Below are 11,074 nucleotides of genomic sequence, written 5' to 3' on the forward strand. Positions count from 1 at the left end.
AACATGCCGGGCAACACCGGCTCAATCGCGACTGGTGCGCTCAAGGGCTTGTTGCCTTTACCGTAATTGTCCATTCTCACCCCCGAGAAAGTCCCTGGCGAGGAGCGGAGCGTCCGTGTCCATGAAACCCCGTGAAGTCCTCGTGGTCGACCTCGACGGGACCCTGCTTCGCAGCGACATGCTGCTGGAGAGCTTCTGGTCGGCGGTGGGCCGGGACTGGCGTAGCGTGTTTCTTTCTGTCGCGGCGCTGACACGCGGACGTGCCGCGCTCAAACACCACCTGGCCATGGCGTCGGCGGTGGATGCGGCCACTCTGCCATACGACCCGGAGGTCGTCGCGTTCGTCGAGACCTGGCGCCGGTCGGGCGGGCGGACCGCGCTCGTGACGGCAAGCGACCGGGTGCTGGCCGAGGCGATTGCCACCCATCTGGGGATTTTCGACGAGGTCCACGGGTCCGATGGCCACCGCAACCTGAAGGGAGAGCGCAAGGGACGTTTCCTTGAGGAGCGGTTCGGCTCTGGCGGATTCGCCTACATGGGCGATTCCACGGCTGACCTGCCGGTCTGGGCGCGCGCCGGCAGGGCGATCACGGTCAATGCCACTGCCGCCCTGCGCCATGACACCGAGCGGGTCTCACGGGCCACCGAGCATCTCGATACGGTCGCCCGCCCGGTGACATCTTACCTCCGGACCCTGCGGCCGCATCAATGGCTCAAGAACGTGCTTGTCCTTCTGCCGATGCTGGCCGCGCATCAATTCGATGCCGCGACGGTGCTGTTGTCGGTCCTCGCCTTTGTCTGCTTCAGCCTGGTCGCTTCGGGCGTCTATGTGCTCAATGACCTGCTCGACCTCGGCGCCGACCGCGCGCACCCCCGCAAGAAGAGCCGACCGCTGGCCTCGGGGGATCTGCCGATTGCCCATGGCACCTTCATGGCGGCGGCGCTTCTGGTCCCGGGCGCGCTTTTCGCGGCCCTGATCGGCGGCGGCTTCCTGCTCGTCATGGCCGCCTATTATCTGCTGACCGTGTCCTATTCGCTCTACCTCAAGCGCCGGATCGTGATCGATATCTGCGTGCTGGCCGGCCTCTACACCGCCAGGATCGTGGCGGGCGGTGTGGCCACCGGCATTCCGCTCTCGGTCTGGCTGCTGGCGTTTGCGGTGTTCTTCTTTCTGTCGCTGGCGGCGGTCAAGCGGCAGGCCGAGCTTGTCGATACCGCGGCGCGCGGCAGCCTCGTGGCGAACGGGCGCGGCTATACCGTCGAGGATCTGCCGATCATCGGGACGATCGCTATCAGCGCCGGATATGTTTCCGTTCTGGTGCTGACGCTTTACGTCAATTCACCCGCGGTGATCGAGCAATATACCCTGCCGGAGGCGCTCTGGGGGGTCTGCGCCATCCTGCTCTACTGGATCACGCGGACCGTCATGATCGCGCATCGCGGCCAGATGCATGACGACCCGGTCGTGTTCGCCGTCAAGGACAGGACCAGCCGGATATGCCTGCTGATCGTTATCGGCTTCGTCCTGGCGGGGTCGATGGCATGACGCTGCGCACGCTGATCCTGCGCTATGCCGCTTTTGCGGTGGCCGCAACACTGGCCAACCTTGCGGTTCAGCGCGCGATCCTGCAGGTTGGGGAAACGGCTGTCTGGTTCGCCGCGGCCGTCGGCGCGGGAACCATCGTCGGCCTGGCGATCAAATACATGCTCGACAGGCGCTGGATATTTCACGACGTCGGGACCGGCGCGCGAAACCACGCGCGCAAGTTCTCGCTCTATACTGTCATGGGCGGTGTCACGACGGCGATCTTCTGGGGCACTGAAACCGCGTTCTGGCTTATATGGCAAACCGATCCGATGCGCGAGCTGGGCGCGGTTCTGGGCCTCTCGGTCGGTTACGCCGTCAAGTACAATCTCGACCGGCGTTTCGTGTTCACGGATCGGCGATTGGAGGGACCCGCATGAAGCTGTCCGGCTGGGGGCGATATCCGGTGCTGGAGACAGAACTCCACCTCCCCCGCAGCGTCGAGGCATTGCGCGCGCTGGTCCTCTCCGGTTCCGGCCTGATCGCCCGCGGCAACGGTCGCGCCTATGGCGACAGCGCCATAGGCAGCGCCGCCACCGTCGATATGCGGCACTTCGACCGCATGCTCGCTTTCGACACTGGGACCGGGCAACTCGTTGCCGAGGCGGGGGTGCTTCTGGGTGACATCATCGCCGCCTTCCTGCACCGCGGCTGGTTCCCGCTGGTGACGCCGGGCACGAAATTCGTCACCCTCGGCGGTGCCATCGCCGCCGATGTGCACGGCAAGAACCACCACAAGGAAGGCAGTTTCCGAGCCTGCGTCGACTGGATCGAGGTGATGGGCCCGGATGGTGAAATCCGCCGCTGCTCGCGACAGGAGGATGCGATCCTCTTCGATCACACGCTCGGCGGCATGGGCCTGACCGGCATCATCCTGCGCGCGGCTATTCGCCTGCGCCCGGTCGAGACCGGCTGGATCCGGCAGTCCACCATCGCCGCACCGAACCTCGCGGCGGCCATGGACGCCTTCGAGGCGGCACAGGACACCACCTATTCCGTGGCCTGGATCGATTGCCTGGCCACGGGCGCGGCGCGGGGCCGGTCGCTGGTGATGCTGGGTGAGCACGCCGCCGTCGCCGACCTGCCCCCGGCCAGGGCCGCGGCCCCGTTCCACGTTTCGCCAAGACGCAAGCTGTCGGTGCCGCTGGACTTTCCGGCCTTTGCGCTCAACCGCCTCACCGTGGCGGCGTTCAACGCAATCTATTACCGTGCCGGGGCGCGCAAGCGCACCGCGAAACTGGTGGATTGGGACAGCTACTTTTACCCGCTCGACGCCATCCACGGCTGGAACCGCATCTATGGCCGCAAGGGGTTCGCGCAGTTCCAGTGCGTCCTGCCGCCGGATCGCTCGCAGGCCGGGCTCACCGCGCTTCTGGCGGACATCGCGGCGGCCGGGTCAGGATCGTTCCTCGCCGTGCTCAAGCGGTTCGGCGCGCAAGAGGCGACATTCTCCTTTCCGATGGAAGGCTACACCCTGGCGCTCGACTTCCCGGTGAACGCCGGCACGCTTGCGCTGCTCGACCGTCTCGACAGGATCGCCCTCGACCATGGCGGCCGCTTCTATCTGGCCAAGGACAGCCGGATGAGCGCCGCAACGCTGCGTGCCTCCGATGCGCGCGTTGCGGATTTCCACGCCCTGCGCGAGGCGGAGGGCCTCTCCGACCGGTTCCGGTCGGTCCAGTCAGAAAGGCTCGGACTATGACGACGCCCCCCATACTCATCCTCGGCGCCAGGTCGGATATCGGCATGGCCATCGCCCACGCCTATGCCGCCGAGGGCCACCCGGTGCAGCTTGCCGCCCGCCGCGCGGACACGCTGGAGGCCGACCGCGCCGATATCGCGCTGCGCCACGACGTGCCGGTCACCCTGCACGAGTTCGACGCGCTGGCGACCGGGACCCATGGCAGCTTTGTCGCGGCGCTGCCGGAGTTGCCGCAGGTCGCCGTCTGCGCCGTCGGCCTGATGGGCAGGCAGGAAGACAGCGAGCGCGACAGCGACGCGGCCACCCTGGTCATACGCAGCAATTTCGAGGGACCGGCCAGCATCCTCGCCGTTCTGGCCAATCGCTTCGAAGCGCGCGGCAGCGGCACCATCATCGGTATTAGTTCGGTCGCGGGCGAGCGCGGGCGCGCCACCAATTACGTCTATGGCGCGGCCAAGGCCGGGTTCACCGCCTTTTTGTCGGGGCTGCGCAACCGGCTGGCGGGGTCCGGGGTGCATGTGATGACGGTGTTGCCGGGGTTCGTCGCCACGCGGATGACCGCGGGGATGGACCTGCCCGCCCGGCTCACCACCGATCCCGAAACGCTGGCCCGGCGCGTCCTGCGGGCCGCGCGCGCGGGGCGCAACGTCATCTATGTCATGCGGATATGGTGGCTGATCATGCTGATTATCCGCACCATCCCCGAACCGGTATTCAAGCGGCTGCGGCTCTGAGCGCGCGCGTCAGGGCCGGGTGAGCCGCCGCGCCGCGGACAACGTGCCCGGCCCGACCTGCGCGTCGAGCGCCCCGCGATAGAGGCCGCGTTCGCGCAGAATCGTCTGGAACGCCAGCGCCGTGTCACGGTCCCAGCGCACCCAGCGTCCGCCGATCTGACCGCGCAGATCCTCGACCGGCAGGTCGCCGGTCTCCAGCGCCTCGACATAGAGTTTCGCGGCGCGTCCGGGATTATAGTCCACGCCCTCGCCGCGCTCGTGCAGGAACCCGAGCGCATTGATGGCGCGCGCGTCGCCCTGCGCGGCGGCGTGGCGCAGCCAGGCCACCCGCGTCGCCGGATCGTCGAACGCGTCGGCCCCGCCCTCAATCAGTTTCGTCAGCGCCGCCTCGGCCTCGGCGCTGCCCTGATCCGCGGCCTTGCGATACAATTCCGCGGCCTTCACCGGGTCGGGCAGGCCATGTTCCTCCGCCAGCCGCCGCGGGACGCCCCGCGCGCTCATGTGGAGATCGGCGAGCCGCACCTGAGCAACATGATATCCCGCCCCCGCGCTTTCGGTCAGCAGCGCAATCATTCTGTCGAAATCCCGCGGCACCCCGCGTCCGAGGCGATACATGATCGCCAAGGTCGCCTGCGCCGGTGCGTCCCCCGCTTCCGCCGCACGCCGGTAACGCTCCACAGCGCGCGCGTGATCCTCGCGGACCGGGCCGATCCCGAAATTGTAGTAATCGCCCAGCTTGGTGTGCGCGGCGGCCACACCGGCACCCGCCGCCATCGCGAACAGGGCGCGGGCGCGCTCATGGACGCCCTCGCGCTGCATGATGACCGCGAGGTGAAACAGCGCCGCCGGATCCGGGTCGGGGCCGATCACCGCCGCTTCGCAATGGGGCCGCGCGCGCCCGAGCGTCTGGAACCGGCCCGTCATCGCGGCGCGGCTCACCGGGGCCCCGGCCTCCGGCGCGCCGGCGATCTCGTGGCAGGCCGCCGCCGCGTCGCTTGCCGTCGCGGACGATCCCGGCCCGCCCCAGAGCGCCGCCAGCCCGGCCATGATGGCCCCATACCCGCGCGACCACATCGTGACACTCCGCATTCCTTACCCCCTGATCCGTTTCCGTGGCCCGCCCGTCTGCCCGGGCCTCCGGCATAATCTGACAGCGCCATGGGCGGATTTCCACCGATACCTGTCGGCGTGCCACCGGTCACTGCGGTGTCGGGCGGTTGATCCGCTCTGCGGCGCAGGCGGTTTCCCGCCGGTCTGGCGCGATCCGGGGCCGCAACGTCACGCGCGTTGTTGCGGCGTTAAGGTCACGGTTGTAGAGCACACGCATGTTCGACACGATTCCCTCCTTGACACGGGCGCCTCTGCGCCGGGTCGCCGCCGCCCTGCCGATACCCCGTCCCGGGATCGGCGCGCTCGCGGTCGCGCTGGCCGTGGCCGTGGCCGTGATTGGTGCCGGCGCGTATGGCCTGCGCGGCATGATCGCGGATCGGGTGGCCCCGGTCGGCCCGCCCCCGGCGGTGACCGGACGTCTCGCCGCGACGCTGCCATCGCCCGCGCCGGACGCAGGTATCCCCGCCGCGGCACAGCCCGCCATCGGCCCCCGTGCGGAGGGCACGGTCGCGCTGTCGGCGCATCCCGGTGCCCTCGCCCGGCCCGCCGGGCGCGCGACGCTGCCGCACACGCCGCGGCTGTCGCGCATCTTCCGCGGGGCACCGCCCGCGACCCCGCCCGCCCGGCCGTCCCCGGACGCGCGGCAGCAGCAGGGCACCGACACCGCCGTCCTGCGGCCCCGGTCGCGCCCCGGTTCGCTCCGGCAGCGGACGGCAGAGCGCCAGGCCCCGCAGCAATTCGTCTCATTGCGGCCGCGGCTGCGCCCCGCAGACCTCGACATTCCCGCAGCGCCCCGCAAGACCCGACGCGCCCCGCAGGCGCAGCCCGAAGCGGCGCGGGAGCCGGTACAGCGGACGGCGGCGATCGCCGCCAGGCCAAAGGTCCTGCGGACCTCTTCCCGGTGCCCCCGCCGCCTGACCGCGGCGATGCCCGGGCGGGCGCGCGGCGCGGCGGGCGCGCACGCGATCATGGCCCGGCTCAGCGGCATCGAGGGGGTCACGCGTGACGCGTATGTCACGCGCGAAATCCTGTCCGGCAACATGCCCGGCTTCCTGCGCGATCTCCGGCCGGTCAGCCTCCGCGGTCGTGCCGCCGACGGTCGTCGCGTGACGATCACGCTTTGCGTGACGCCCGACTATCTCGCTGTCGGAAGCGACCGTGATTACACGCGCATCCCGCTCGGTCTGCGCGCGGCCACCCGGATCGGCGGCGCGTTCGGCATGGTGCTGCCCACACCGCGCATGGTGGACCTGATCCACCGCGCCGCGGATGTGCGCATCGCGCCGCGCCCGATGCCTGCGGGCCCCAAGATGCGGTCCACCGATTACCTGACCCGCCACAACGCCACCGTCGCCGCGCAGATCAGCGCGGCGGGCGCATCGCAGGGCGCGCTGATTTCCGGCCACAAGAAGGATGTCGTGCTGACGAACCGCCTCGCCGAGCGGCCGGGACGCGTCGCCATCTATGGATGGCATCGCGCCAATGGCGAGCCGATCCAGCCGCTCAGCACGGTGCACGGAGCCGGCTATGCCGATTACAGTCACGGCGTCCGCCTCGTCAGCCGCACCGCCTATCTCGATGGTCGGCCCGCCGATCTGCGGGATTTGCTGGCGTCGCCGCGCTATGCCGCCCTCCTCAGCGAGGAGGGGCCTGTCACCGGTCCGCGCCTGCGCATGGCTGCGCTTGCCGCGAACTGACACCGCCGGGGCGGCGTCACGCCGCCCCGCACCGCATCAACGCACATCCTTGAAACAGCGAAAACCAAGGTGATAGTTGCGGTGGCTGTTGGCCGCCATAACCCGTCCGCCATGCCAGAACGGCGCGCGCCAGCGGCTCCAATGGGTATGCGCGCGCACTGTGTCCCAGATGAACCAGCTCCCCTTCATCTCGGTGACGCCCAGCCTGGCACTGCCGCGGCTCGCCATCTGATCGGGGGCCAGCGGCAGGTTCATGTGCTCGGCGGCGTTGCCGTCGAGATCGTAAACGCCGAGCGGGCTGCGACATTCGGGAAAGCTGCCCGCCGGGTAGGTGTTGGAGCCGCAGCCGGTGAAACTGCCGCCATTGCAGCCCGCGCTCTTGTGGCTGCCGGTGGCACAGACGCCGGCGCGCCACTCTGGCCCGATGCTGTAGCGCGCGGTGCCGCGATACCTGGCATTATGCGCGTGCCGCGCGGCCTGCACGCTGCGACCGAAGAAATAGTCGGGTGGCGTGAGCGCTCCGTGCGAAGCCCCTTCCCATTCATGGGCATCGCCGATCCGCTTGCCCTCGGCGCGGCAGAGCTCGGCCGCCTCCTTGGCGCGCACCCATGTCACCGGATACATGCCCGGCACGTTGGGATATTCGAACATATCGGCGCAAACTGTTGCGTCGGCGGGTGTCTCTGTCGCCGGGTCATAGAGCGGGGCCATGTAGGGCTCGCCGCAGATACGCTCGAACTGGCGGTTGCGATAATAGCTGCGCGGATCCTGCCCGAGCCGGGCCGCGACCTGCTCCGGCGTCATCGGATGGCGCGTCACCGCCGGGTTGCCCTGCCCGATGAAGCGCGACCCGGCAAATATGGCGCGGATGCGCTGAATCTCGGCATCGCTCAGCCCGCGGGCCTGCTGCATCTGTTGCAGCATCCGGGCGTTGTTCTCGGCCAGCGTCTGCGCGCCCACCGGCAGCGCCAGCGCCAGCGCCGCAATCCCGCCTGTCAGTACCGCCATCACCCCGTTGCGCATGGTCATTTCCCTTTGCGGTTATTTCCTGAGAAGGTAGATGAAATCCCTGTTGTCGGCATAGCCCACGAAGCGCGGGACCGGCGTGCCATCCCGCGCGCGCTCGTCGATCTGCGCCATGCCCGCGACGAGGTGCTGCGGGCGCAATGCGCCATCCTCCCTGACATAAAGCGCCATGTAGGTGTGCTCCTGGCCGTTCATGTCGAGCAGCATCGCGTGATCGCAGCCATAGGCCTGAAAGGTGCGCGCCATGGCCGAGGGCGTCGCCGTCGAAAAGTAGCCGTAGATCAGGAATTTTCGCCCGCTCACGGTTTTCATGCAGGCACCGCCGCGCAAGGTGCGCAATTCCGCCTCGGCCGAACCCGACCAGTTGCCGCCCAGCCAGCTCGTCACCTGCGCGCCCGGCACGCCGTCCTCGACCAGCGGCACACCGTTCTGCCGGGCAAAGCGGACACGCGGCAGCAGCGCGCGATCCTCCTCGCGCCATTTGCGCATATGCACCGAGCCGTCATCCAGCACGAAGAGCGTCGAGAGACCTGGATGCAGCTTGCTGAAGATCACACCGTTGGCGAGGAAGCCGTAATGGTGGCCGTGATTGGTCACGGACTTCTCGCCCGCCCGCCATGCGCCGTGGTCACGCTTGAACCCGCCGGCGAATGTCGCCGCGACACGATCGGTCAGCGACGGGCTCAGCATCCCCGTGCGCACGACCGGTGCCGCACGGTCAAAGCCGTCCGGCCCGGGAAGGGCCCGGTTGCGCCCCGCTCCCCGCGGCCGCGACGACCAGCCCAGGCGCGGGTGATCGGTGCCCGGCTCATAGCCAAGCTCGAACTGCGACAGGTCGAACCCGACCAGATAGACATCGGCCCGCCGTTCGATCCCGTCGAGCCGGTGGGTACGGCCGGGACCGTTGAGAACGTCGGGATGGATCATGCCCGGCTGCACGGCGCTCGCATAGATGCCCGGCGCGTCCTTCACGGCATACCAGCTCCCGGCCTCGAGGCCGCCTGCGGCCCCCTCGGGTTCGAACCCGAAATAGGTGCGGATGAGCGGATGCGATGCCAGCCGGGCGCGACCAAGCCCGGTCGCGATATCGCCCGCCCCGGTGCCCGCGACCACCTCGCCGGAACTCATGTAGGCATCTTCGTAGAATGACCCCTTGATGAGATCGACGATGCTTTCTCCGAAGACCACATTGTCGCGCAGGAATTCCGCCACAGCCTCGCGGCTCGTTCGCGAACCGCGCACCTCGTTTCGCACGAAGGCACGCCCGTCGCAAACGGGCGCGTAAGGCAGGCCCGAGGCGGCCGCACGATCCAGCGCCGGGGCGCTGCCAGACCACGGCGTGCAGCGTTCCTCGATGCCGTCCCGCGCGAAGACGAGCGCCGGTGCCTCGTCATCGGCGTCCCCTTCCACGAGCGACAGACCCGTGCCGTCCGGGTCGGACAGCTCGATATGATAGCTGTCTATCCGACGCGACCGGGTATCGCGCCTGATATCGAGCACGAACCACGCGTTGATCCCGGGATTGAGCGACGTGAGCGTTATTTCCGTCCCATCCGGCCCTTGCGCCCGCGTCAATCGCCGGAACGGCTGAATCTCCCGGATGGTCTTGGGCCGGTTGGCATCATACTCCGCCCATTGCGCTTCGATCAGGTCGGTATCAGTGTGCCGGATGTCCGTCGCCCCGCCTGCCGAGGGGGCTGCGAGCACCAGACACATGACGGCGCGCGCCGCCTGTCTGTTAAGAGAATACATCATGAAACTGTCGTCTTCTTTGACGTGACTCGATAGTGAACGAGAAGAGCGTAATGCGACCGGTCCGCTTTCGCAATATTGGCGAGATCAACAGTTCGGGCGGGCCGGGACGGGTGTGTGCAAAGCGGGCAAACCTCGCCCGCCGCGTAGGCGCGGCGACCGTCATGGACTGATCTGGCCGCGTGGCCGGGTCTGCGCCACGATGGACCGGGCGAAGCCTCCAGCGTATGGACATCGCGATCCCCCCCGGGTCAACCGCCCAAGTCCGGATGGTCCTGGCGGGCCGGGACCGGAACGCTCGGCGCACGGCCCGCCCGGCGATGCCTCATGCGCGGGAACGGCTCATCGGAAATAGCCCGCCCGCGTCACCCGCCCTGCCCAGGTGCTCGTCCCGTGGCCGCGAAGGCCGCTGTACGCGATCACCGCCGTGCCGCCGTCATAAGAAGGGCGCGGACGATGGGTAATGCCGATAATCGCGTTGTCGTGGAAGCTGTTGTAGCGAGTAGCGGAATCGGCCACCCTATACCCTGCGGATCCGGCAAGTACGGGCGCGCCGATACCGTGCTGCGGCGAGAAGCCACCATCGGCCCCTCTGTCGTGACCCTGATGGTGCGGCATCGCGGATGAGGAGCCCACTCCCAGACCGAGACCGGCGAGGGCAAAGCTTGCAAGTCTGTCATGTGCAGTCCGCGTCCCGATGCGAAGCGGTGAGGGGGCCCGGATCGCGCGGCTGTTGAGGATATAGCCATGCAATGCCACCGGTCCGAAACCGGTGATGAGCCTGACGTGATCGTCCCGTGCGCCCGGGTCACGGGCGTTTTGCGGCACGGATGCACGGAGGGCGCTCCGGTTGAGAACTTCAGCACCCCGCGTCGCCAACAGGGGGCCGGTCTTGATGCCGAGCCCGGCAAAGGCGTGCCGTGCGAGATCGGTGTGCCGCGCGCTTGCGGGATCGCCCGGGGCCGGGGTGTCGAGCGCCTGGCTCGTGCCCGGGGCCAGCGGGTCCGGCGCGGGGCCGAACGCGATGCCGCCGGTCCCCGGCGTGCCCGGCTGCGCGGGGTCGCCCGGGGCCGGGGTGTCGAGCGCCTGGCTCGTGCCCGGGGCCAGCGGGTCCGGCGCGGGGCCGAACGCGATGCCGCCGGTCCCCGGCGTGCCGGGCTGCGCGGGGTCGCCCGGCACCGGGGTGGCGAGCGCCTGGCTCGTGCCCGGGGCCAGCGGGTCCGGCGCGGGGCCGAACGCGATGCCGCCGGTCCCCGGCGTGCCCGGCTGCGCGGGGTCGCCCGGCACCGGGGTGTCGAGCGCCTGGCTCGTGCCCGGCGTCACGGGATCCTGCGCGGTGCCGAGCGCGGTGTCGAACGTGGCGGGGCCGGTCCCCGGCGTGCCCGGCTGCGCGGGGTCGCCCGGGGCCGGGGTGTCGAGCGCCTGGCTCGTGCCCGGCGTCACGGGATCCTGTGCGGTGCCGAGCGCG

General features: G+C 69.3%; 9 protein-coding genes and 1 pseudogene. 5 read left to right on the forward strand and 5 right to left on the reverse strand.

Translation table 11 applies throughout. The features are described 5' to 3' along the window. The first annotated feature begins 121 nt into the window (after window positions 1-121). The 4 genes from ACFFU4_RS13860 to ACFFU4_RS13875 are packed head-to-tail and all read left to right on the forward strand — an operon-like array spanning window position 122 to window position 4,021. Window positions 122-1,546, forward strand: a complete 1,425-nt coding sequence (locus ACFFU4_RS13860; protein ID WP_377070383.1) for a UbiA family prenyltransferase — start codon at window positions 122-124, stop codon at window positions 1,544-1,546. Further along, window positions 1,543-1,965 carry a GtrA family protein gene (locus tag ACFFU4_RS13865; RefSeq protein ID WP_377070385.1) on the forward strand — a complete coding sequence of 141 codons (423 nt, stop codon included), beginning with the start codon at window positions 1,543-1,545 and terminating at the stop codon, window positions 1,963-1,965. The genes ACFFU4_RS13860 and ACFFU4_RS13865 overlap by 4 nt, the downstream gene beginning before the upstream one ends. Then, the gene (locus ACFFU4_RS13870; RefSeq protein WP_377070387.1) at window positions 1,962-3,287 is read left to right on the forward strand and encodes an FAD-binding oxidoreductase; all 1,326 of its coding nucleotides are present in this window, start codon (window positions 1,962-1,964) and stop codon (window positions 3,285-3,287) included. The genes ACFFU4_RS13865 and ACFFU4_RS13870 overlap by 4 nt, the downstream gene beginning before the upstream one ends. Beyond that, on the forward strand, window positions 3,284-4,021 hold the full coding sequence (locus tag ACFFU4_RS13875; protein WP_377070389.1) for an SDR family oxidoreductase: 738 nt from the start codon (window positions 3,284-3,286) through the stop codon (window positions 4,019-4,021). Before ACFFU4_RS13870 ends, ACFFU4_RS13875 begins: the two co-directional genes overlap by 4 nt. A gap of 9 nt (window positions 4,022-4,030) precedes the next feature. Here ACFFU4_RS13875 and ACFFU4_RS13880 read toward each other — a convergent pair whose 3' ends face one another. Continuing rightward, entirely contained in the window at window positions 4,031-5,110 is a 1,080-nt protein-coding gene (locus ACFFU4_RS13880) for a tetratricopeptide repeat protein (protein ID WP_377070390.1), read from the reverse strand. A 109-nt stretch (window positions 5,111-5,219) separates the two neighbouring features. Further along, window positions 5,220-5,357, reverse strand: coding sequence for a hypothetical protein (locus ACFFU4_RS13885; protein WP_377070392.1), 138 nt, complete (start codon window positions 5,355-5,357; stop codon window positions 5,220-5,222). 10 nt (window positions 5,358-5,367) lie between these two features. On the opposite strand from ACFFU4_RS13885, the gene ACFFU4_RS13890 reads away from it, so the two are divergent. Beyond that, window positions 5,368-6,828, forward strand: coding sequence for a hypothetical protein (locus tag ACFFU4_RS13890; protein ID WP_377070393.1), 1,461 nt, complete (start codon window positions 5,368-5,370; stop codon window positions 6,826-6,828). A 36-nt stretch (window positions 6,829-6,864) separates the two neighbouring features. Here ACFFU4_RS13890 and ACFFU4_RS13895 read toward each other — a convergent pair whose 3' ends face one another. The 3 genes and pseudogenes from ACFFU4_RS13895 to ACFFU4_RS13905 all read right to left on the reverse strand — a co-directional run. Continuing rightward, window positions 6,865-7,857: an SUMF1/EgtB/PvdO family nonheme iron enzyme gene (locus ACFFU4_RS13895; RefSeq protein WP_377070394.1), complete on the reverse strand. Its 993-nt coding sequence runs from the start codon at window positions 7,855-7,857 to the stop codon at window positions 6,865-6,867. 12 nt (window positions 7,858-7,869) lie between these two features. Continuing rightward, window positions 7,870-9,606 carry a hypothetical protein gene (locus tag ACFFU4_RS13900; protein ID WP_377070395.1) on the reverse strand — a complete coding sequence of 579 codons (1,737 nt, stop codon included), beginning with the start codon at window positions 9,604-9,606 and terminating at the stop codon, window positions 7,870-7,872. A 342-nt stretch (window positions 9,607-9,948) separates the two neighbouring features. Then, window positions 9,949-11,074, reverse strand: a pseudogene (locus ACFFU4_RS13905) (hypothetical protein); the annotation flags it as partial.

The organism is Roseovarius ramblicola, from assembly GCF_042430665.1.
Lineage (GTDB): Bacteria > Pseudomonadota > Alphaproteobacteria > Rhodobacterales > Rhodobacteraceae > Roseovarius > Roseovarius ramblicola.